Below are 22,778 nucleotides of genomic sequence, written 5' to 3'. Positions count from 1 at the left end.
GAGACATGTCAGTAAGACATGTCTCTTTATTTAGTCTTTAGTTGTATTTAAAACAGTTAACATAAGATTTTGGAAATCATTTACAAAACGTTGTGTGTCAACGAGTACAACGGCTTTAGTAGTTGTTGGCTCCAACAATCTACTTTTATCTCCGATAGTGCGACCGTAATCGCCACTTTCTTTATCATAAGTGACACGCATGGCTAATGAAATTGTGGTGACATAGCTTGGGTCAATACCAACAGCTACTGCTAGCGGATCATGGAGTGCGGCACCTTTTTTGTCGATATTCAGTTTATCATAGGCGTCAATATAAAAATCCATTAAATCAGCATATTTTTCACCTGCGGTTGTTCCTAGTAAGCGCCATGCAGCAGTTTCCTTTTTTGTTAATAGCGTTCGTAGGGTAACATCAAGACCAACCATCGTTAAATTGTCCTGATGGGTGAAAGCAAAGTCGGCAGCCTCGGGATCTTGATGGATGTTAGCTTCAGTGAATGGGGTGACATTGCCTGGAACTGTTAAGGCGCCGCCCATCAATGTCGTATTACCAATTAAGTACGCAACGTCGGGATCTTTTTTAATTGCAGCCGTCAAGTTAGTTAAGGGACCGGTAGGAATAAAAATTAACTCATCTTGATACCGGTGTGCAGCTTCAATTAAGAAATCGACCCCAGATTGTGCGGAAACTTTTTGAGGTGATGTTGCCAACAAAACATCACCAACGCCGTTTTTGCCATGAATAGCTTGTGAAATTGGCATAACGTCAAAATGGTCAGTGGTGCTAGAATGACTTTCACCAATGAAAACAGGAACATTGTCTGCACCGAGTAGATGGAGTAAATTCAAAGAATTTTGGGCGGCCGTTGTGACCAGAGTGTTACCATAACTTGAAATAATACCAATGAGATCAACATTTGGGTCTGCGACAGCATAAGCCAACGCAAGTGCGTCATCAATACCTGTGTCAAGATCAAGAATCATTTTTTTAAGGGCCATGAATTTTTCTCCAATTTTTAAAGATATGTTTATTATAACGGACAACAACAATTTTAGGGATAAATTCGCCAAATGTAGGTATAATATTCTTGTAAAGGATAAACAAAAATTGGAGATTTATGAATGACAGAAACAGACATATATGATATTGCCATAATAGGTGGTGGGCCGGTTGGCATGTTTGCGGGATTTTATGCTGGGCTACGAAATACAAAAACAATTCTGATTGAAAGTCTAGCCACTTTGGGTGGGCAGGTAACAGCACTTTATCCTGAAAAAAATATTCTAGATGTTGCTGGTTTTCCTAGTATCAAAGGTTCAGACTTAATCGAATCGTTACAAGCACAACTTGATATGTTTCCTATTACAATCAAAACGAATACGACTGTGGTTAATGTTGCGAAACAAGACGAGTTATTCACAATTGCTACACATGATGGCACGACGCTGTTCGCCAAAACAATTATCGTTACCACAGGTAAAGGTGCATTTGAACCACGTCAAATGCAGGTAGATGGTGTAGATGAGTTAGTTGGACAAGGTGTGCACTATTTTGTTAAAAACAAACACGATTTTTACAATCATGACGTTGCCATTGCCGGTGGCGGGGATTCAGCAGTTGATATGGCAACAATGCTTAATCAATTAACTGCATCGACTGCTTTGATTCATCGACGGGATCAATTTAGAGCGATGGAACAAAGTGTTAAAGCGTTGGAAGCGTCAACAGTGAAACGTGAAACACCGAAAAAAGTGACAAAAGTTGAAAAATTGTCATCTGGCAAGTTAAAACTTACTTTGGCAAATGTTAAAGATGACTTGTTGCATAGTGATTTATTAGTGGATGACCTAATTATCAACTATGGTTTCATTTCAGCTAATAAAACGGTGCAATCTTGGGATATTAAGCCGGAACTTGATGGTCAAGTATTTCATGTTAATCAAGAATTGGCTACTAGTGTTCCTGGTGTATTTGCAATTGGGGATGCCAGCCATTATGTTGGGAAAGCGGACTTGATAGCCATTGGATTTGGTGAAGCACCCAATGCTATTAATGCTGCTATTCGGGTATTTGACCCAGAACGCGGTGGGCCAGGCCATTCTAGTGCCATGGTTGTCCGCGATGGTAAAGTGATATAAAAAATGTTAACCTCTAATCCTGAGGTTAACATTTTTTGTTATAAGTCATGTTTGTGCGCGTTGCCACGGGCAAAATGACGATTATTAGCATGTGTCTCGCGTTTTTTCTGCGTTCGAATTTGTTTTTCTAGCTCAGCAATTACTAAGGTGACATTCTTCAAATTGTTTCTTAGTGAGCGTTGTGATGAAGCATCATGGTTTGACTGTTCTAAGTCATTTTGCAATTGTTTAGCTTGGTTCTGTGCGGTTGAGAGTTTTTGTTGTAATGCTTTGATATCATATAATTGAAACATAGGTGTGCCTTACTTTGCCGAGTCTAATATTGTTACTTTACCAGTGGCATAATCAATTTTAACGCCGGGTTGTACATTAAAAATCCAATAATTCAGATTAAGGCTTTTGCCATTGTCGCTAATTGATTTTGCCATATAATGAACACCACGTGGAATGCGTTCGTTGCCAACATATAAAGGTGTGACTTGTCCACGTACAGTGAGCTTAGGATTTTGTTCAATTGCATCACGAATGTCATCTTCGGCAACTAATTGTCCCGGATAGGCATTTTCTACGCGTGTACCTGTTGTCATATTCTCTGTGACCATTGTCGCCATACCGAAAAATTGATAGCCAACGATGTGCGATTTGTTCCACAAAGGTTGCTTGCTATTACCAAGTTTAACATTGGGATTATTATGATAGCCTCCGACCCACTTTGTGCCGTCAAATCGATCACCAATAAACCAGCCTGATGGACGAACGTCGTATGGCATGCGACTTGGCCTCTTGGTGACTTTAGATATGGCACTTTGACTTGCTACAAAATTGGCCTGTTGTGAGCGACCAAGACTATCTAGTGGCGACAAACTCAAGCCGTCAATTGGTCGTAATTTTGAGGCGTGACTGGGGAAAGTGTCCGCCATTTCAGTTTCACTAAATGTCGCTTTATTATTGTTGACGTGAACAATGTCGCCGTCTAAAGTGCCATCCCATTTAAGATTTAAAAGTGCTTGGTCATTTGGCGCATTAACGGTTGTACGTGATGTTTTCTCAGTTGGCGTGTGTGATTGCTGTTGGTTTTGCCAAAGATAAAATCCAGCAACGAGTACAATGATTAACAGCGACAAAATTTTATTTTGAGGTTGTCTTTTACGAGTATAAGTGCGTTTTCTAGCCATGATATTCTCTCTTTCAACTCATATATCATAACATGTTGTGGATTAATACGAAATGCAATGAGCTCTTTGTATTAAAAACTCATCGCATTTAAGAATTGTTGAATTCTGTTATCTGTGGCACTAAAAAATCCCTCAGCACTACCATCATAACCAATTTGCCCATTTTCAATGAAAATAATATGATCGGCTACTTGACGCGCAAAACCTAAGTTATGGGTCACGACAATCATGGAGGTCCGTTGTGTGGCTAACTCTTTTAGGACATGTAGTACTTGTGCTTCTAATTCTGGATCTAGCGCACTAGTTGGCTCATCGAGCAATAAGTATTCTGGTTGCATGGCTAATGCCCGCATAATGGCAACACGTTGTTGCTGACCTCCGGAAAGTTCTGAAGGGTATCGTGCAGCGAGTTCTGTCATACCAAATCGTTCCAGCAATGCTTCTGCTTTTTTTGTAGCAACAGCGACAGATTCTTTTTTGACTTGGACTGGACCTTCTATGATATTTTTTAAGACCGTCAAGTGTGCAAACAAAGCTTTTTCTTGAAAAACCATGCCAAATGTTTGTCGTACATTGAAAATTTCTTTTTTGGCAATAGGTGCTTCAAAATTGATGGTTAAATCATTCAAAGCTAGTGTGCCACTTGTTGGTCTTTCAAGCAAATTTAGAGTACGCAACAGTGTTGATTTACCAGAACCGGAGGGGCCCAGAATAACCGTTGTTTCATGTGCATTGAAAGTTGCTGAAACATCATCTAATGCACGCTTTTCTGGATATTGTTTAATAATGTGTTTGACTTCAATCATATTGTAAACCTCGAGGTATAACGTTCAAGATAGTGTTGTCCCACAGTTAAGATAGTGGTTAATAACGCATAGACCATTGCCACTAACACATACATGGATAAAATTTTGTAGTTTTCGGCGGCGATTTGCTGACTGAGATAAAACATTTCGACAATGGTAATGACACTAGCGAGTGAAGTATCTTTCAATAAGCTAATTAGTGAGTTACTTAGGGGAGGAATTGAAATGCGCGCGGCCTGCGGTAAAACGACTCGCCAATAAACTTGACGATTTGTCATGCCAAGTGACTCGGCTGCTTCTTTTTGTACTTTAGGCACTGATAAAATGGCTGCACGGACACTTTCTGACGCATAGGCGCCAGTATTTAGTGAAAAAACAGTGATTGCAGAGACCCACGCGTTAGCAAAAAAGTTGATGTGTGCATTAGGTAATCCGTAGAACACAATAAACAATTGCACAATCATGGGTGTTGAGCGAAACAGCCAAACATAAAAGGCTGCCAAAGTCTTTAACACGCTCATGATTAGTTTTGCGACTGTTTCAGAGGGCAGCTTTGCAATACGAATTAAAGCTGTTAAAATCGCAAAGATTAATCCTAAAATGAACGAGATCGCCGTCAAAGGAAGTGTGTAGGTTATCGCTGTCATCAATAAACTCGGTAAATATTGTATGGCAAGTTGAATAAATTGTGTCATAAAATCCTCCTAGACGATGTCACAAATCACTTTACAGTTAAATCCGTATTGAAATATTTGTTTGATAATGACTTTAACGTACCATCAGCGCGTAGATCAGCTAATGCTTGATTAATTTTTCCTTGTAAGGTTTTGTTATTCTTATTGATGAGTGCTCCGGCAGGAGCAGCAGGACTTTCTTTGCTTAAATCAATGGCAGCTGTTTTAGCTGACGGATTTGCTTTTTTCCATACTTGGTAAGCACCCATATCATTTAAAGTGCCATCAGCGCGACCAGTAGTAACCATATTCATAGCCTCTGTTATACCGGGAACGGCCACTATTTCTGCGCCAGATTTCTTTGCAAGTGCTCCAAAATTAGAAGTTGTGGATTGCGCCATTTTTTTGCCTTTGATATCAGCTAATGTTCTTAAGTCTGTGGCAGTTGATGGTTTAATTAAAACGGTTTTAGCATAAATGTATGGTGAACTAAAACGATAGTTTTTTTGACGTTCTGGTGTGATTCCAACATTGTTAAAAACGACATCATATCGTTTTGCACCGAGGCCAGCAATTAAGGAGTCCCATTTTGTTTGAACATATTTAGGCTTTAAGCCTAATTTTTTGGCTATTTTGGTCGATAACTCAACTTCAAATCCAGTTAATTTGCCGTTTTGACGGTATGAAAAAGGTGCATAAGTGCCTTCCAAACCGATGGTTAATGTGCCAGATGTTAATGTTTCTGATTTTTGAGATGTATGTCGGGTTGCAATACTGAATACGGCTACGATGACAATGATTAGTGCAATTGCTGTGACAATGATTTTTTTCTTCATGATTTTCTCCATAGAAAAAGGCGCTTATCAAATGAAGTTGATAAGCGCCTGTTGCGTTAGTAAGTGATAGTTTGATGTGGATGAAAATACGTCAAAATACCGGTGCTAACAAGCGCCGGTGGACACAATTTTTAGTTGTAATCATCATTTTTAACATTATTTCTCCAAATTCAATATAAGCTTAACATGTCAGTAATTATTCTGCAAGTTTATTTTTCAAGAGACCATTCAGCCTTAAATTCGCTCAAAAAGTCTAGCATGAATTGTTGTCTTGGTATTGCAATGGCACGAGCTGTGTCAGTATTTAGCTTGTCTTTAATGAGCAACAATTTTTCATAAAAGTGATTAATTGTGGTACTGTCATTGCTGCGATAGGTCGTTTTGTCTTTTGCGATTTTGGGTGGAATACTTGGATCATATAAGACACGATTTTTAACACCACCGTATGTGATTGCTCGTACAACAGCAATAGCACCAATTGCGTCAAGACGGTCTGCATCCTGAACAATTTGACCATTGAGCGTTAAATGAGTTGCATGTTCTAACGAATGTGACCAAGACATATTATCAATAATATCTGTAATAGCTTCGATTTTTTCAGGATCAACGCCAATTGACAATAAAAAGGAAATCATAGCATTTTTAGCAGCAATCACATCTGCTTTGCTGTCATATAATTTATCGTCATACACATCATGGAGCAAAACGGCTGCATGAACGATAAAGGCATCAGCATCAGGTTCATTAGGCAGAATCTTATCTGCCAGCGCCAACACACGCATAATGTGGTCAGACCCGTGTCCGGTGTTGTCCTTTGTTAGGACAGTTGTCATGTATTTGGTAATTAATTCAAGTTGTGACATTAAGTTATCTCCTAATCAATTACAGTTTACCGGTTTTGTTTTTAAAATGAAAGTGTCCTTGCTTCGATAAAAAAATGAAATTTCCTATGAAAAATACCTAATTTTGGTTATAATAATCTTATATACTAAGCCTCATATGGCAAAAAACGTACCCATTTCATGAATGAGTTAGGTTACGTTAAAGAAAGAGGAAGACTCATATGTCAGAACCAAACAATGTTTTATTTAACACTGCCAATCACACAGATTCAGCTGTCATTTACGACAAATTTTCAAAGGCAGAGCAACAATTTTCTGTGAAGAAAGACAAAACTTTCTACATCACGACACCTATCTATTATCCATCAGGTAAGTTGCAACTTGGTAATACTTATACGACAGTATTGGCTGATGCTGCAGCGCGATATCACCGCCTTTTGGGTGACGATGTGTACTTTTTAACAGGTACTGATGAACATGGTTTGAAAATCCAACAAAAAGCAAAAGCTGCTGGCACGTCAGAAATTGCCTATCTTGATGGCATGGCTAAGCAAATCAAAGACTTGTGGCAGTTAATGGATATTTCCTACGATGACTTTATTCGGACGACAGAAGATCGCCATGAACAAGCAGTTGAAAAGATTTTTACGCAATTACTTGAAAATGGTGATATTTATAAGGGTGAATATGAGGGTTGGTATTCTGTTTCAGATGAAGAATATTTCACCGAATCACAACTTGCTGAAGTCTATCACGACGAGCAGGGTAAAGTAATTGGTGGTAAGGCACCATCAGGACATGAAGTTGAACTCGTCAAAGAAGAAGCTTACTTTTTCAAAATGAGTCAATATGCAGACTGGTTGTTAGATTACTACAAAACGCACCCTAATTTTATTCAACCTGAAGCGCGAATGAATGAAATGATTAATAACTTTATTGCGCCCGGACTAGAAGATCTAGCGGTCACGCGGACATCATTTGACTGGGGCGTGCCTGTCCCAGGGGATGAAAAGCATGTGATTTATGTATGGATTGATGCTTTAGCAAATTATATTACTGCGCTTGGCTATGATTCAAATGACACAGCTTTGTTTGATAAATTCTGGCCAGCCAATGTGCAATTAGTTGGTAAAGAAATTGTCCGCTTCCACACGATTTACTGGCCAATTATGCTGCACGCACTTGGATTAGAATTGCCCAAAACGGTTATTGGTCATGGCTGGTTAGTCATGAAAGACGGTAAAATGTCGAAGTCAAAGGGTAACGTTATTTACCCAGAGGTGTTGGAACAACGCTATGGTTTGGACGCAGTTCGTTACTACTTATTGCGTGCCATGCCATTTGGAAATGATGGCGTGTTTACCCCCGAAGACTTTGTCGCCCGTGTCAACTATGATTTGGCAAACGATTTAGGAAACTTACTTAACCGAACTGTTGCCATGATTAATAAATATGAGGGTGGTGTGATACCTGAACTTCATACTGGTAAAACCGCATTTGACGAAGATCTGGTTCGCACTATTGAGGACGCGATTGTTAGCTACAACAAAAACTTCCGTGAACTTCGTACAGCAGACGCACTTGAAAGTGTTTGGACAATTATTCGTCGGGCCAATAAATATATTGACGAGACACAACCTTGGGTTTTGGCTAAAGATGACAATGCTAAGCCAATTTTATCAAGCGTTATGGCACATCTTGCTGGTGCACTACGTGTTGTTGCCGTACTGTTGCAACCGGTTTTGACACAAGCCCCCCGCAAAATATTTGAACAATTGGGCTTGGCGTATGCTGAAAAAGGTGTCGCAATTGGTGGCTTGACATTCGGGAAATTACCAACTGGTGGCCACGTTGTTGCCAAAGGTGAACCAATATTCCCACGTCAAAATGTTGATGAAGAAGTGGCATTTATTTCTGGTTTAGTTTCCAAGGACACTAAAGGAAAAGGTCGTGCTGTAAAAGAAGCAGCTATTGTTGCCGCTAATAAAGACACGACACCAGAAAAAGAATTAATCACATATGATGATTTTGCTAAAGTAGAAATTTTGGCAGCTAAAATCACTGCAGGAGAAATTGTTGCTAAGTCTGAAAAATTGTTGAAATTCACACTTGATGATGGTTCTGGTAAGCCACGACAAATTTTGTCTGGTATTCGTAAGTGGTATGCTGATCCCGCTGTTTTGGTTGGCAAAACAGTTGCAATCGTTGCCAACATGAAGCCAAGGAAAATGGCTGGTGAATTATCTGAGGGCATGATTTTGTCAGCAGAAAAAAATGACATTGTTACCGTTACAATTTTGCCTGATTCAATTGAACCAGGATCTGGTATTGAATAAAAAACACGACTCATACTGAGTCGTGTTTTTTATACTTTTAAATCAATTTGTGGCATGCGTTTGAAAACCGGAATTAAGATTAATGCAACAATTAATCCCATAACTGCCTGCGCGATATTACCAACAATCGAAGCAAGCCAAGCAGGCCAGTTGTACAAAATTGCGCCTGCAAAAACGTAGCCAATAACCATGACAAGACTACCAATTAGTAGAGCAATTGCCTGCGGAAAAATTGATTTGCGATAGCCAATATAGCCAACCAAAAATCCTTCGGCACCATGAATGACTAATGAAAAAATCATCCACTGTGGATAGCCAGCAAGTAAATCAAGTAGTAAGCCACTCATACCGCCAACAATCAATCCGCTTCGAGCACCACCAAGAAGCGCGGCGATGAAAATACCGGCTTCCACAAGATTGACAAAGCCGTTGGTAGCTGGGACGGGAATTTTTATTACATAAGATAGTGCAATGTTAAAAGCGATAATTACCGCTAATATGGCGATATGTTGCGATTTGGAGTTGTGCATATTGTAGTCCTTTGATTGTTTATTTGATCAACGTTTGCAATGTTTTTGATGATATATAATGTATCACTATCACCTTTGAAAAAGCTCATGAGATGGCAGTATGCAAAAATGAAAACGTTTATCATATTCTATCAGTTATTTGTACATAGTGCAATTCGGTTTAGCTTACAAAACGTCATAAGTTTTAATGCTGTTGTTAAAAAATTAGAATAATATGTGCCGTGAAATCAGTATTGTCGTAGTTTGTAATGGTCATTGTAATGACTTTATTGTTCTGTCAAAAAGTATTCTGTTAATGAGAAAAATCTCAGTTTCATTTTTTATATGTGATAATAGTTAAAAAGGGTTGTTTTTTGTTGTTAATCAAGTCCTTTTTTATACGGTCTCGCATTCGCTCATTGTTGAACTTTGTGCTATAATATTGGTGTTGACATAAGTCAAAAATTTTTGGAGGATCTAAAACACATGACTGTTAAGATTGGTATTAACGGATTTGGACGTATTGGCCGCTTGGCTTTCCGTCGCATCCTTGAGTTGTCAGACAAAGCATCAGATATCGAAGTTGTTGCTATCAACGATTTGACAAGTCCTGATATGTTGGCATACTTGTTGAAGTATGACTCAATTCACGGTACTTTGCATGCTGATGTTTCATCTGATGAAAGTGGTATTATCGTTAATGGTAAGCACTATGCTGTTTACTCAGAACGTAACGCTGCTGACTTGAAGTGGGTTGCTAATGATGGTGTTGATTACGTATTGGAAGCTACTGGTTTCTATACTTCAGCTGAAAAGTCACAAGCTCACTTGGATGCAGGTGCTAAGAAGGTATTGGTTTCAGCTCCGGCTGGCGCAGTTCCTACAGTTGTCTACGGTGTTAACCAAGACATCTTGACAGCAGATGACAAGATTGTTTCTGCTGGTTCATGCACAACGCAATCATTGGCTCCAATCGCTAACGTATTGGAAAAGGAATTTGGTGTTAAGACTGGTTTGATGTTGACAGTTCATGCTTACACAGCTTCACAAAGCTTGCAAGATGGACCAAAGTCAGCTAAGTTTGAAAAGCGTCAAGCTAACCGTGATGCAGCTTCAAACTCATTGCCACATTCATCTGGTGCCGCAAAGGCTATCGGTTTGGTTGTACCTTCATTGGATGGTAAGTTGACTGGTTCAGCTATCCGTGTTCCTGTTCCTGATGGTTCAATTACTGAATTGACTGCAGTCTTGAAGAAGGACGTTACAGTTGAAGAAGTTAATGCAGCTATGAAGAAGTACGAATCTGATTCATTTGGTTACAATGGTGACGGATTGGTATCTACTGATATCATCAACGATACACATGGTACTGTCTTCGATCCAACACAAACTGAAGTTGTTGCTGGTGAAGGACAACAATTGGTTAAAGTTGCTGCATGGTATGACAACGAATACGGTTTCACATCAAACATGATCCGTACATTGTTACACTTCGCAACATTGTAAAATTAAAGGCATCACATACCTTAGGGTAAGATTTCATTATGGGAAAACCGCATTAGCGGTTTTTTTGTTGCAATTAATCGCAAAGTGCGGTTTTTAATATACTAATGTTGCAAAAAGTAATAAAAATCAAACAAATCTTAAACAAATGTTGCGATAACAGCATATTCGTCTTAAATGTGATATACTTTACTCAAATATCGAACAGGAGTTCTATTTGTGAAAGTTGCATTTTCTTCAGATAATCACTTTGATTTAAATCACATTGATGTTAAACGCGCAATGCATGCTCAAGCGCTTTATTTGTTAAATCAAAATGTTCAATTATATGTTATTGCTGGTGATTCATTTAATGATTTTGCAGAAACGTTATCTTTTGCACAAGAAATGCAGACGCTGGTGCAAGACAAAATGGCGATCCGATTTATTGCTGGTAACCATGATATGGGCAAAAATGTTAGTTATGACGAGTTAGAAAGTGACATTGATCCACTATATTTCCATAATAAATACATCGACTTAACTGATGACGTAAGATTAATCGGTAATAATGGTTGGTACGATTATAGTTTTGTCGGTCAGGACTATACACAAGCACAAATTGAACAATTTAAAAAAGCTTTCTGGTTTGATCGTCGAATTGATCAGCCAATGAGTGATAAAGAACGCTTTGATATTAACCTGAAACAGATTAACGAGCAACTGTTAGCCGCTGGCAATCGTCAAATCGTTTTAGTGAGTCACTTTGTGCCAAGAGACGATTATATCAAACGTTTTCCGAATGGAAATGCAAGGTTAGATATGGCCAATGCTTTTTTGGGTAGTAATCAACTGGGACAAGCGTTAGATCAATCGTATACAATCGCCACGGTTACTGGCCATTTACATCTACATCCTGCGCCACTGAAAGTAGGTAATAATATTTATTATAATGCTGCTGTCGGTTATAATACTGCTCGGGTTCAGGAATGGCGGAGTGACGATTTTATGACGGAATGGCAGAATCGACTAATTGTTTTAACTTTTTAAACACCCGCGTGTCGGGTGTTTTTTATTACCAACAAAATTTTTGAGTCACAAAATTAGTTTGACAATCGAAATACTCTGTGATAACATTTGACTATCATATATTTTGATTATCGAAGTATTTCTTAGAGAGGAACCATTATGGCAGTTCTTACAACGACTGAAATTATGAATTTGATCCCGAATCGTTATCCTATTTTATATATGGATTACGTTGAGGAGATGGTACCGGATGAATCAATTGTGGCAGTCAAAAATGTCACGATTAACGAGCAGTTTTTCCAAGGACATTTTCCGGGAAATCCCGTGATGCCTGGTGTTTTAATCATTGAATCACTAGCGCAAGCAGCATCAATTTTGATTTTATCCTCACCACAATTCAAGGGCAAGACAGCCTATATGACAGGTATTGATAACGCTAAGTTTAAGAAAATGGTTAAACCTGGCGACGTCTTGAAATTGCATGTCACATTTGGTAAGTTACGCGCAAACATGGGAAGCGTATTGGTCGAGGCCAAAGTTGATGGTAAAACTGCGACATCAGCAGAGTTGATGTTTGTGGTGGCACCAGATGAAAAAAATGACTGAAGCAATTACAACTGATTTTGAAAAAATAAATAGTGACCTTGTTGATGTTTTTAACAATGTAATGTGGATTGAAGAAGCTTCCTTGAAACGTAGTTATTTTTCAGATATTACCTTGAAAGATATGCACACCATTGATGCTATCTCAATGTATGATGAAAAAAGCGCTTCGCAAGTGGCTCGAATGATTCATCTCACACCGAGTGCGATGACCACAGCCATTGATAAATTAGTACAAAAAGGTTATGTTGAGCGCCGCCGTTCACGAACTGATCGGCGTGTTGTTAAACTTGGTTTAACGCATAAAGGACGAGTGGTTTACCGTGCACATCAAGGCTTCCACCGTGATATGGCTCATAATTTTATGGCGGGTATGACAACAGAAGAAGCTTCTGCTGTACAGCGCGCCATTCATAATTTAAAAAGTTATTTGAGGGCAATATTGAGTAAGTGAGGGCAACATGGAACAAATTAAAATGGTTGCAGTTGCGAGCCATTCACCCGAAAATGTGGTGTCAAATGATGAATTAAGCAAGTTGATGGATACTAATGATGAGTGGATTTATACGCGCACTGGTATTCATCAGCGACACGTTGTTACAACCGAAAATACGAGTGATTTGGCAACTAGTGTTGCTAAGAAACTGTTAGAAAAAACAGGCATTGCACCAGAAACGCTTGATTTTATTATTGTCAGCACTATGTCGCCTGATAGTTTGTCACCTAGTACGGCAGCAATTGTTCAATCAAATATCGGTGCAAATAACGCATTTGCATTTGATTTAAGTGCAGCTTGCTCGGGATTTGTTTATGGTATGAGCGTTGCTTCTAGTTTGTTAATGACACGCTATCGCCGTGGCTTAGTCATTGGCGCTGAAGTCCTTTCGAAGCTAGTTGACTGGCATGATCGAACCACAGCTGTCTTGTTTGGTGACGGCGCAGCTGGCGTTATCGTTGAACGCACACAGGAAAATGTTGGTTTGTTAGCTGAAGAACTTAGAACTTTTGGTGAAAAAGGTGATAATCTAGTTGCCGGTAAATTTGCAAATGATAATCCATTTTCAAAAGAAATTAGCGCACTCGATCCGTATTTTCATCAGAATGGCCGTGAAGTGTATAATTTTGCGACCCGAGAGGTGCCCGAGGCACTGCAAGCAGCTTTAGAACAGGCTAAAATATCGCCAGACGATGTTGACTATTATTTACTACATCAGGCCAATTCTCGTATTGTAACTTCAATTGCTAAACGATTCAAACAACCGATGTCAAAGTTTCCAATTAACATGGCAATTAATGGCAATACGAGTGCAGCAAGCATTGGTATTTTACTAAATGATTTAGTTGAGTCAGGTCAAGTACATGCTGGACAGACCATAGCATTAGCTGGATTTGGTGGTGGTCTCACCGTTGGCGCACAAGTTTGGCAATTATAATCAATTCGGTGTAGTCGGCTGCACCGCAAAAATCTAACGACTATACACACATTTTACAGGAGAATAATTAACATGACAGACGCAGAAATTTTTGACAAGACAAAAGAAATTTTGGTTGACCAATTTGATTTGGAAGATGATGAAGTATCATTAACAACTGACTTAACAAATGATATTGATGCTGATTCATTAGATTTGTTTGAAGTTTTGAACCGTGTTGAAGATGACTTTGATATCAAACTTGCCGTGGCAGAAGACATCAAGACAGTTCAAGACTTGGTTGACAAGATCAAGGAACAGTTGGCTGCCTAATTGATGCGGGAAACCGCGTACATACTATAAGTTTAAGGATGAGAGCATGACAGTAAAAATAACAAACCCAATCTTTGAAAAATTAGGCATGAAATACCCTATTGTCGAAGGGGGAATGACGTGGGCCGGAACAGGGGTTTTAGCGGCAGCCGTTTCAGAAGCCGGTGGTCTTGGTATTATTGGCACTGGCTATTGGCATGGAGAAGATGTACGCCGCGAAATTAAGCGTGCAAAAGCGTTAACTGACAAGCCATTTGGTGTCAATGTGATGCTACTGAGCCGCCATATCCGTGAAGTTTTTGATGTTATTATAGAAGAAAAAGTTGCAGTGGTTGCCACTGGCGCTGGGGATCCATCACCATTTTTGGATGAGTTACATGCAGCAGGAATTATTGTTATGCCAGTTGTACCATCAGTTTCTTTGGCTAAAATGATGGAAAAAAAGGGTGTTGATGCCGTTGTTGCTGAAGGTATGGAATCAGGTGGACATATTGGTATGTTAACCACAATGGCTTTAGTACCTCAAGTTGTTGATGCGGTTGATATTCCAGTGATTGCAGCTGGTGGTATTGGTGATGGTCGCGGTGTGGCTGCTGCATTTATGTTGGGAGCTGCCGGCGCCCAAATGGGAACTCGCTTTTTAACAGCAGCTGAGTCAGAAGTCCATCCTAATTTTAAAGCTAAGATTCTAAAAGCTAAAGATATTGATACAATCGTAACAGGTAATTTACTTGGCAATCGTGCGCGTGTTTTGAAAAACAAAATGGCGAAATCGTTTGTTAAAAACGAGGTGAATGAACTTCAAAAAGAAAAGCCAGATGCCGAAGCAATTGAAAAGTTGGAATCTGGTACGTTGAAGCGTGCTGTACAAGAAGGCGATAAAGACGGTGGTGCTTTCATGGCCGGTCAAATTTCTGGTTTAATTCATGATGAAAAGCCAGTGGCTGAAATTCTAGAAGATATTTGGGCACAAGCAACCGACTTAATGGGTGTTGAGAATACAACAAAATAGGACGATAACCCAATTTGATTGGGTTGTTTCTTATAAATATGGTATATGGGGTTTAACATGAAAATTGGTTTATTATTCAGTGGTCAAGGTGCCCAACAAGTGGGTATGGGTTCTGATTTGTATGAAGCTTTGCCGGTATATCGTGAGACAATCGATCAGGCCAGTGAAATATTGGGGTATGATTTAGCAACAGTTGTTCAAGACGAAGCAAAAATATTCCAAACACAGTATGCGCAACCAGCTATATTGGCAATGAGTGTGGCCATAGTTAAGGCATTAGGTGAGCGATTACCACAACCTGTAGCTAGCTTAGGATTGAGCTTGGGTGAGTATTCAGCACTGACTGTGGCAGGTGCATTTAGCTTTGCACAATCTGTTGCCATTATCAAAGATCGTGGTGCTTATATGCAAGCTGTTGGCGACAAAAATCCTGGTAAAATGGTTGCAGTTATGGGAGATGATCAGCAATTAGTTGTTGATGTATTGACGGCAATGCAATCAGATGGCAAACGTGTTTATCCAGCTAACTTTAATACATTCTCTCAATTAGTAATCGGTGGTATTGCCAATGATGTTGATGAAGCGGTTGTTAAACTGACGGATGCGGGAATTAAGCGAACCGTTGAACTACCTGTAACAGGCGCCTTTCACACACCACTTTTGAAGGATGCCGCGGCACAGTTGGCAACGCGATTAGCAGATGAAACGTTCAATTCGTTGCAGTATCCGGTTTATTCTAATACAACAGCTAAACCATTTGAAGTTAATCAGTTACATGAAACTTTGACAAAACAGATCACATCACCTACCTACTTTGCTCAAGATATTGAGCAAATGGTAGCTGATGGTGTCGATACATTTATCGAGATTGGTCCTTCAGAAACATTGGTTAAATTTGCCAAAAAAATCGCACCTAAAACGATCAAACGTTATGCGATCACAGATTTGACAAGTTTTAACGAAGTCAATGAATTATTGATGAAAGCAGAGGTGTAACATGCCAGATTTTACAGGAAAAACAGTATTGGTTACGGGATCTTCACGTGGAATTGGTCTAGCCATTGCTAAAGCTTTTGATGCTGCAGGCGCGAATTTAATTTTACATGCACGTTCAGAAATTAAAGCAGAAACATTGGCAGAATTTCAACATGATGTTCGAGTTTTACAATTTGATATAGCCGATGCAGCAGCGGCTGAAGCAAGCTTAAAAGCCCTTTATAAACAGGAAAATTTTCAAGGAATTGATGTTCTAGTCAACAATGCTGGTATTACGAAAGATCAGTTGGCGATGGGCCTAACACCTGAAGATTTTGCACAAGTTGTGAACGTTAATCTTAATGGTACCTTTAATGTCACGCAATCAGTATTTAAAAAGATGATTCGCCAGAAACATGGTGTGATTATCAATTTGAGTTCAGTGGTCGGCTTAATGGGTAACATAGGGCAAACTAATTATGCAGCCTCAAAAGCTGGTATTATTGGTTTGACAAAATCTTTGGCTAAAGAAGGTGCAAGACGCCATATTCGCGTTAATGCCATTGCACCTGGTATGATTGTGTCGGATATGACGGCTGCCTTGCCTGAGGCTACACAAGCTGAAATTCTTAAAAACATTCCCTTGGCACGTTTTGGACAAGTTGACGAAATCGCACAAACGGCATTGTTTTTAGCCGAAAACGATTATATCACTGGGCAAACTATTACAGTTGATGGCGGTTTATACATATAAACTGCATTATCGTAAAATACAGAAAGGAAAGGCGTGTACGGTGAGTTGACCGTGAGCGCTCAAAATATTATGACACGAGTAGTAGTGACAGGACTTGGCGCAGTAACGCCATTAGGTAACGATACACAATCTTTTTTGGATGGTATCTTCAATGAAAAAATTGGTATTAAGCCAATCACAAAATTTGATGCTTCAGAAACTGGTATCACCGTAGCAGGACAGGTTGATGGTTTTGATCCAGCATTACGTGTTGGTAAGCGAGATGCTCGTAAGATGGACCTATTTGCGCAGTATGCCATTGATGCTGCTGATCAGGCTTTGGAAAACGCTGGTTTGAAAGCTGATGCCGATGCTGATGTACCAACTACCGTTGCAGATCCAACACGTTTTGGTGTGATTTTGGGGAATGGTATTGGTGGTTTGACAACGATTCAAGAGCAAGTTATCAAAATGCATGATAAAGGGCCGCAACGTGTCAGTCCATTATTTGTACCAGAATCAATTCCTAACATGGTTTCTGGAAATGTATCACTACGTTTTGGCGCTAAGGGTATTAACTCAACAATCGTGACCGCCTGTGCTTCCGCAACTAATGCAATTGGTGAAGCATTCTGGCGTATTCAATCAGGTAAAGCTGATGTGATGTTGACTGGTGGTTCTGAAGCAACTGTTAACGAAATTGGTATTGCCGGTTTCGCAGCTTTGACAGCTTTGTCAAAAGAAGAAGACCCGACACAAGCTTCTAAACCTTTTGATAAGAACCGTCATGGCTTCGTTCTAGGTGAAGGTTCTGGTATTTTGGTAATTGAAAGCTTAGAGCATGCACAAGCACGTGGGGCTCATATTTTGGCTGAGCTGGTTGGTTATGGCGCCTCTTCTGACGCTTACCACATGACGTCTCCTTCGCCTGATGGTGAAGGTGCTGCACGAGCAATGCGTGATGCATTGAATGATGCTAATTTAGATGCTAATCAAATTTCGTACATCAATGCGCATGGTACGGCTACGGGCGCCAATGATTCTGGTGAAGCGCATGCGATTGCAACAGTATTTGGTGAAAATACGGTGCCTGTATCATCAACTAAGGGGATGACCGGTCATTTGTTAGGTGCTGCTGGTGCAATTGAAGCATTGATTTCTGTTGGTGCCTTAACACGTGGTGAATTACCTGTTAACGTTGGTGTTGATGAACAAGATGATGACACAAAAGTGGTTAATTTAGTTGATGATGACACAAAGCATCAAGCACCTGAATATGTACTGAGCGCTAACTATGGTTTTGGCGGACACAATGCTGTCATTGTCTTTAAAAAATGGCACGAAGAGGCTTAAAAATGAGTTTAGATATTGAAGAAATCCGACAACTAATTGCTGATTTAGAAAACAGTTCATTACGTGAATTTGAAGTGACTGATGGCGATTTTAATTTGCATTTGTCAAAAAATGAAGCTGCATCAATCATCAATCCAGTTGCAGCAACACAAAGCACACCTCAAGCACCAGCAGCTCCTGTTGATGTGCCACATGCATTGGCACAGCCGGAAACAGCAGGTGTTGAAATTGTTGCGCCAATGGTTGGTACGGTTTATTTGCAGCCTAAGCCAGAAGCACCAATGTTTAAACAAGTTGGTGACAAGGTCACGGTTGGTGAAACAGTAGCTGTTATCGAAGCAATGAAACTGATGACAGAAATTCATAGTGAAGTTTCAGGAACAATTAGCGAAATTCTGGTAGAAAATGAAGAAGTGGTTGATTACAATAAGCCACTTTATGTTGTAAAGCCAGACTAAGCGGCTTTGAATAAATTACCAATGTTTTTGACCATTAAACGATAAGGAGCCAGTCATGACAGTTCTAAATACACAACAAATTCAAGAAATTTTACCCCATCGTTATCCAATGTTAATGTTGGATACAGTTGAGGAATTAGTCCCTGGTGAAAAAGCAGTGGCTATTAAAAATATTAGTGTGAATGAAGAAATTTTTCAAGGACATTTTCCCGGTAACCCAACATTTCCCGGCGCATTGACGGTTGAAGCATTGGCACAAACTGGTGCAGTTGCACTATTATCAATGCCTGAATTTAAGGGAAAAACAGCCTATTTTGGTGGAATTAAAAAGGCTCGTTACCGTCAAATGGTGCGTCCTGGGGACCAATTACGTTTAGAGGTAACACTTGATCGCTTGCGTGGCCCAATTGGTACAGGCAAGGGTATTGCTTGGATTGGGGACAAAAAAGCGACTACTGCTGAGCTAACATTTATTATTGGAGAGTAACATGTTTAAAAAAGTGCTTGTTGCTAATCGTGGTGAAATTGCGGTTCGCATTATTCGAACGCTAAAAGAAATGGGCATTGCTTCAGTCGCTATTTACTCAACAGCCGATAAAGACAGTCTACATGTTCAAATTGCTGACGAAGCGATTGCTGTTGGGGGACCCAAGCCTAAGGATTCGTACTTAAATATGAAAAATATTTTAAGTGCTGCCTTGCTATCGGGAGCCGAGGCAATTCATCCGGGCTACGGTTTTTTAGCTGAAAATACATTGTTTGCTGAAATGGTTGGCGAAGTTGGTATTAAATGGATTGGTCCTAGGCCAGAAACAATTGAGTTAATGGGTAATAAAGCCAACGCACGTGAAGAAATACGACGTGCTGGCGTACCAGTGATTCCTGGTTCAGAGGGATTTATCCGTGATTTTCATGAAGCGAAAACAGTTGCTGATAAAATTGGTTATCCTTTGTTGCTGAAAGCTGCTGCTGGTGGTGGCGGTAAAGGCATGCGTTTTGTTTATGGTGAAGATGAGTTATCAGATAAATTTGATGATGCTCAGAACGAAGCACGTGCTTCGTTTGGCGATGATCACATGTATATTGAAAAAGTTATGTCACGTGTCCGTCACATTGAAATGCAGGTGTTCCGTGATGAAAATGGTCATGTTGTTTATTTACCAGAACGAAATTGTTCATTACAACGAAATAATCAAAAGGTGATTGAAGAATCGCCAGCTACTGGTGTGACACCTGAAATGCGTGCACATCTTGGCGAAATTGTTACTAAAGCCGCAAAGGCTTTGGCGTATGAAAATACTGGCACCATTGAATTTTTGCAAGATCGTGAGGGTCATTTCTATTTTATGGAAATGAATACACGTATTCAAGTAGAGCATCCGGTGTCTGAGATGGTCACTGGATTAGATTTAATTAAGTTACAAATTCAAGTTGCGGCAGGTTTAGACTTGCCGGTCGTTCAAGATGACGTCAGCGTTAAAGGCCACTCTATTGAAGTACGTTTGACGGCTGAGCAGCCAGAAAAACACTTTGCACCTAGTGCTGGAACTATTGATTTTGTCTTTTTGCCAACTGGTGGACCGGGTGTTCGTATTGATTCAGCCTTATTTAATGGCGATAAAATTCAACCATTTTACGATTCGATGATTGGTAAATTAATTGTTAAAGCTGATGATCGTCCAACAGCCATGAAGAAAATTCAACGCGTAGTTGATGAAACTGTTGTTCGTGGTGTAGCTACTAGCCGTAATTTTCAAAAAGCTTTGTTAGCTGATCCACAGGTTCAACGTGGCGAATTTGACACACGTTATTTGGAAAGTGAATTTCTACCAAGATGGACGCAAACATTGCCAGATAATCAATAAAATGACTACCGTATGCGTCTAACGTGTGCGGTATTGTTATAATGGAGAGAAAAATGGATTTATATGAAAATAAAAGTTCGAAGGAAAAAATCAAACGTGATGCGTCTGTGAATGATCGTATTCCAGATGGCCTTTTCCTTGCTTGCCCTTATTGCGGTGCTCAGATGTATAATAAACAGCTTGGAGAATTTCGAGTATGTGCTAATTGTGGCTATGGCTTTCGTTTGCAAGCGCGCGAACGTGTCAGTTTGTTAACTGATAGTTTTGAAGAAATGGACGCCGATATTCAAATGACTAATCCAGAATTTCCGGGTTACGCCGAGAAGTTAGCACGAGCACAATCACAAACAGAGCTAGGTGAATCTGTCCTGACGGGTCTGGCAACAATTGAAAAACAAAAAGTAGCATTAGGTGTCATGGATTCATACTTCATGATGGGTTCGCTGGGTTCAATGACTGGTGAAAAGATTACGCGTCTCTTTGAATATGCAACATCTCATCGTTTACCAGTCGTACTATTCACGGCTTCAGGTGGGGCGAGAATGCAAGAGGGAATTCAATCGTTGATGCAGATGGCTAAGGTATCTGCTGCTGTTGCGCAACACCAAGAGGCTGGTTTATTATATCTTGTTGTTTTGACAGATCCAACAACGGGTGGCGTGACAGCTAGTTTTGCCATGCAAGGTGATATTACTTTAGCTGAGCCCCATGCATTGGTAGGTTTTGCTGGGGCCCGCGTGATTGAATCTACAATTCATGAAAAATTACCTAAAGATTTCCAGCGTGTTGAAACATTATTAGAAAATGGTTTTGTGGATCAAATTGTGCCACGTGAGTCCTTGGCGCCAATGATTGCTAAAATTGTTAAGTTGCATACAAGTCTAGAGGAATAATATGTCAGCAGATATTTTGAATAGTTTGAAAATTTTCAAGCGTGAATTGACGCCAGCTCAAGTCGTAAAAAAATCTCGAGAAGATCGTTTCATGGCGCGTGAAATTATTGATGGTATATTCACTGATTTTGTCGAATTGCATGGTGATCGATTGAGCGGGGATGATATGTCAGTTATTGGGGGGATTGCGGCTTTAAACGGTCAGCCAGTGACGATTATTGTCATTGACAAGGGAACTGATATTCATGATAAGTTGAGTAAACGCAACGGTTCTCCAGAACCTTGGGGCTATCGTAAGGCGCAACGTTTAATGCAGCAAGCGCAACGGTTCCATCGACCAATTATCACATTTATTAATACACCGGGTGCCTTTCCAGGTAAAGAGGCTGAGGCACAGGGACAAGGGGAAGCGATTGCCAAGTCTATACTTGAATCAATGAAGCTGACGGTACCAATGATAGCCATTGTTTATGGTGAAGGTGGTTCGGGAGGTGCACTGGCGCTTGCCACTGCTAACCAAGTTTGGATGTTTCAGAATGCTACGTATTCTATTTTGTCGCCAGAAGGATTTGCATCAATTCTTTGGAAAGATAGCAAACGTAGTGATGAAGCTGCCGCCGTTATGGGGCTAACCGCAAAAGATTTGTTTGAAAAAGACATTATTGAATATATTGTGCCGGAATCACACAATCATCCCCGTGTCTTTAATTTAATCAGAAAAAGACTGGATGATGAAATTAAAGTGCTGAACCAGTTAACGCCAAGTGAACTGGTCAATCAGCGATGTGCCCGTTTTAGAGCTTTTTAAGCATGATTGATATTTAACCTGTGTTACAATTAATATGATGACAGTTTATAATAAATTGTTTATTATGTTTTGGGTCTGTTTTTTGGAATTCGACAGGCTGTTTAGAGCATTGGCTGCGTTTCGCCGTCCGGGCGTTAAACGGGCAGACATTTTAACTGCAAAAAATGAAAACTCTTACGCAATCGCTGCTTAAAAACCAGCAATACGTAGCTTAATCTTGGTTTCTGACGTCTGAGGTTAGGCCATAAAAGGTCAGATCGCATTGTTGTTTACATCTGGAAGGGCAATGTTAAATTTATCAGATTAGTTAATTTGATTAGCCGTGTGTTATGGCGTACAAGTTAATGAAATTCAAATGATAACACTATAAGCGTAGGCGCCTGTGTATCGGACGGTTTGGACAGGGGTTCGACTCCCCTCAGATCCATTTAGCATTTCATGGCGTTGCATAAGGTTTCAAAAACCTTGATGTAGCGCCTTTTCTTATGAAAAACGTTGCACTGTA

General features: G+C 39.9%; 25 protein-coding genes and 1 other RNA gene. 18 read left to right on the top strand and 8 right to left on the bottom strand.

Annotated features, from left to right (window positions below):
• Positions 1-30: 30 nt before the first annotated feature.
• A complete protein-coding gene (locus IEU71_RS06585) occupies positions 31-999 on the bottom strand; it encodes a nucleoside hydrolase (protein WP_004913903.1) in 969 nt (322 codons plus the stop codon).
• A 123-nt stretch (positions 1,000-1,122) separates the two neighbouring features.
• On the opposite strand from IEU71_RS06585, the gene IEU71_RS06580 reads away from it, so the two are divergent.
• A complete protein-coding gene (locus tag IEU71_RS06580; RefSeq protein ID WP_004913906.1) occupies positions 1,123-2,139 on the top strand; it encodes an NAD(P)/FAD-dependent oxidoreductase in 1,017 nt (338 codons plus the stop codon).
• A 38-nt stretch (positions 2,140-2,177) separates the two neighbouring features.
• Here IEU71_RS06580 and IEU71_RS06575 read toward each other — a convergent pair whose 3' ends face one another.
• The 6 genes from IEU71_RS06575 to IEU71_RS06550 all read right to left on the bottom strand — a co-directional run bounded on the left by IEU71_RS06575 (position 2,178) and on the right by IEU71_RS06550 (position 6,493).
• Positions 2,178-2,432: a hypothetical protein gene (locus tag IEU71_RS06575; protein ID WP_004913583.1), complete on the bottom strand. Its 255-nt coding sequence runs from the start codon at positions 2,430-2,432 to the stop codon at positions 2,178-2,180.
• A gap of 9 nt (positions 2,433-2,441) precedes the next feature.
• On the bottom strand, positions 2,442-3,314 hold the full coding sequence (locus tag IEU71_RS06570; protein WP_004913585.1) for a DNA/RNA non-specific endonuclease: 873 nt from the start codon (positions 3,312-3,314) through the stop codon (positions 2,442-2,444).
• Between the two features lie 71 nt (positions 3,315-3,385).
• A complete protein-coding gene (locus IEU71_RS06565) occupies positions 3,386-4,120 on the bottom strand; it encodes an amino acid ABC transporter ATP-binding protein (protein ID WP_004913588.1) in 735 nt (244 codons plus the stop codon).
• Positions 4,117-4,815: an amino acid ABC transporter permease gene (locus tag IEU71_RS06560; RefSeq protein ID WP_004913591.1), complete on the bottom strand. Its 699-nt coding sequence runs from the start codon at positions 4,813-4,815 to the stop codon at positions 4,117-4,119. Before IEU71_RS06560 ends, IEU71_RS06565 begins: the two co-directional genes overlap by 4 nt.
• Before the next feature lie 26 nt (positions 4,816-4,841).
• Entirely contained in the window at positions 4,842-5,630 is a 789-nt protein-coding gene (locus IEU71_RS06555; RefSeq protein WP_004913596.1) for a transporter substrate-binding domain-containing protein, read from the bottom strand.
• A gap of 209 nt (positions 5,631-5,839) precedes the next feature.
• A complete protein-coding gene (locus IEU71_RS06550) occupies positions 5,840-6,493 on the bottom strand; it encodes an HD domain-containing protein (protein ID WP_004913599.1) in 654 nt (217 codons plus the stop codon).
• A 200-nt stretch (positions 6,494-6,693) separates the two neighbouring features.
• Here IEU71_RS06550 and metG point away from each other — a divergent pair, with 200 nt between their 5' ends.
• Positions 6,694-8,808 carry a methionine--tRNA ligase gene (metG, locus tag IEU71_RS06545; protein WP_004913602.1) on the top strand — a complete coding sequence of 705 codons (2,115 nt, stop codon included), beginning with the start codon at positions 6,694-6,696 and terminating at the stop codon, positions 8,806-8,808.
• Between the two features lie 29 nt (positions 8,809-8,837).
• Here the strand turns inward: metG and IEU71_RS06540 are convergent, their stop codons facing one another.
• Positions 8,838-9,338, bottom strand: coding sequence for an ECF transporter S component (locus tag IEU71_RS06540; protein ID WP_004913604.1), 501 nt, complete (start codon positions 9,336-9,338; stop codon positions 8,838-8,840).
• Between the two features lie 465 nt (positions 9,339-9,803).
• Here IEU71_RS06540 and gap point away from each other — a divergent pair, with 465 nt between their 5' ends.
• The 16 genes from gap (at position 9,804) to ssrA (ending at position 22,703) form a co-directional block, all read left to right on the top strand.
• Positions 9,804-10,823, top strand: a complete 1,020-nt coding sequence (gene gap, locus IEU71_RS06535) for a type I glyceraldehyde-3-phosphate dehydrogenase (protein ID WP_004913607.1) — start codon at positions 9,804-9,806, stop codon at positions 10,821-10,823.
• 216 nt (positions 10,824-11,039) lie between these two features.
• On the top strand, positions 11,040-11,849 hold the full coding sequence (locus IEU71_RS06530; protein WP_004913610.1) for a metallophosphoesterase: 810 nt from the start codon (positions 11,040-11,042) through the stop codon (positions 11,847-11,849).
• A 138-nt stretch (positions 11,850-11,987) separates the two neighbouring features.
• Entirely contained in the window at positions 11,988-12,434 is a 447-nt protein-coding gene (gene fabZ / locus IEU71_RS06525; protein WP_004913613.1) for a 3-hydroxyacyl-ACP dehydratase FabZ, read from the top strand.
• Positions 12,427-12,885 carry a MarR family winged helix-turn-helix transcriptional regulator gene (locus IEU71_RS06520; RefSeq protein ID WP_036066924.1) on the top strand — a complete coding sequence of 153 codons (459 nt, stop codon included), beginning with the start codon at positions 12,427-12,429 and terminating at the stop codon, positions 12,883-12,885. The genes fabZ (IEU71_RS06525) and IEU71_RS06520 overlap by 8 nt, the downstream gene beginning before the upstream one ends.
• 7 nt (positions 12,886-12,892) lie before the next feature.
• On the top strand, positions 12,893-13,864 hold the full coding sequence (locus IEU71_RS06515) for a beta-ketoacyl-ACP synthase III (RefSeq protein WP_004913619.1): 972 nt from the start codon (positions 12,893-12,895) through the stop codon (positions 13,862-13,864).
• 72 nt (positions 13,865-13,936) lie between these two features.
• On the top strand, positions 13,937-14,176 hold the full coding sequence (locus tag IEU71_RS06510; protein ID WP_004913621.1) for an acyl carrier protein: 240 nt from the start codon (positions 13,937-13,939) through the stop codon (positions 14,174-14,176).
• 46 nt (positions 14,177-14,222) lie between these two features.
• Positions 14,223-15,188: a nitronate monooxygenase gene (locus IEU71_RS06505; RefSeq protein WP_004913623.1), complete on the top strand. Its 966-nt coding sequence runs from the start codon at positions 14,223-14,225 to the stop codon at positions 15,186-15,188.
• Between the two features lie 57 nt (positions 15,189-15,245).
• On the top strand, positions 15,246-16,184 hold the full coding sequence (locus IEU71_RS06500) for an ACP S-malonyltransferase (protein WP_004913626.1): 939 nt from the start codon (positions 15,246-15,248) through the stop codon (positions 16,182-16,184).
• Position 16,185: 1 nt separating this feature from the next.
• A complete protein-coding gene (gene fabG, locus IEU71_RS06495; protein ID WP_004913629.1) occupies positions 16,186-16,917 on the top strand; it encodes a 3-oxoacyl-ACP reductase FabG in 732 nt (243 codons plus the stop codon).
• A gap of 69 nt (positions 16,918-16,986) precedes the next feature.
• Positions 16,987-18,249: a beta-ketoacyl-ACP synthase II gene (gene fabF / locus IEU71_RS06490; protein WP_036066926.1), complete on the top strand. Its 1,263-nt coding sequence runs from the start codon at positions 16,987-16,989 to the stop codon at positions 18,247-18,249.
• A 2-nt stretch (positions 18,250-18,251) separates the two neighbouring features.
• On the top strand, positions 18,252-18,707 hold the full coding sequence (accB, locus tag IEU71_RS06485) for an acetyl-CoA carboxylase biotin carboxyl carrier protein (RefSeq protein ID WP_004913634.1): 456 nt from the start codon (positions 18,252-18,254) through the stop codon (positions 18,705-18,707).
• A 55-nt stretch (positions 18,708-18,762) separates the two neighbouring features.
• Positions 18,763-19,194 carry a 3-hydroxyacyl-ACP dehydratase FabZ gene (gene fabZ / locus IEU71_RS06480; RefSeq protein WP_004913636.1) on the top strand — a complete coding sequence of 144 codons (432 nt, stop codon included), beginning with the start codon at positions 18,763-18,765 and terminating at the stop codon, positions 19,192-19,194.
• Position 19,195: 1 nt separating this feature from the next.
• Positions 19,196-20,572 (top strand): acetyl-CoA carboxylase biotin carboxylase subunit, encoded by a 1,377-nt coding sequence (locus IEU71_RS06475; RefSeq protein ID WP_004913638.1) that lies wholly within the window; start codon positions 19,196-19,198, stop codon positions 20,570-20,572.
• A gap of 53 nt (positions 20,573-20,625) precedes the next feature.
• Complete coding sequence (gene accD / locus IEU71_RS06470) at positions 20,626-21,465, top strand: acetyl-CoA carboxylase, carboxyltransferase subunit beta (protein ID WP_004913641.1); 840 nt, start codon at positions 20,626-20,628, stop codon at positions 21,463-21,465.
• Between the two features lies 1 nt (position 21,466).
• Positions 21,467-22,273, top strand: coding sequence for a carboxyltransferase subunit alpha (accA, locus tag IEU71_RS06465; protein ID WP_004913646.1), 807 nt, complete (start codon positions 21,467-21,469; stop codon positions 22,271-22,273).
• Positions 22,274-22,344: 71 nt separating this feature from the next.
• Positions 22,345-22,703, top strand: a transfer-messenger RNA (tmRNA) gene (ssrA, locus tag IEU71_RS06460).
• Positions 22,704-22,778 lie beyond the last annotated feature (75 nt).

It is taken from the genome of Leuconostoc falkenbergense (assembly GCF_014634805.1).
Taxonomy (GTDB): Bacteria; Bacillota; Bacilli; order Lactobacillales; family Lactobacillaceae; genus Leuconostoc; species Leuconostoc falkenbergense.
The sequence above is the reverse complement of the archived record's forward strand: the minus strand, read 5'-3'. Positions and strand labels throughout refer to the sequence as shown.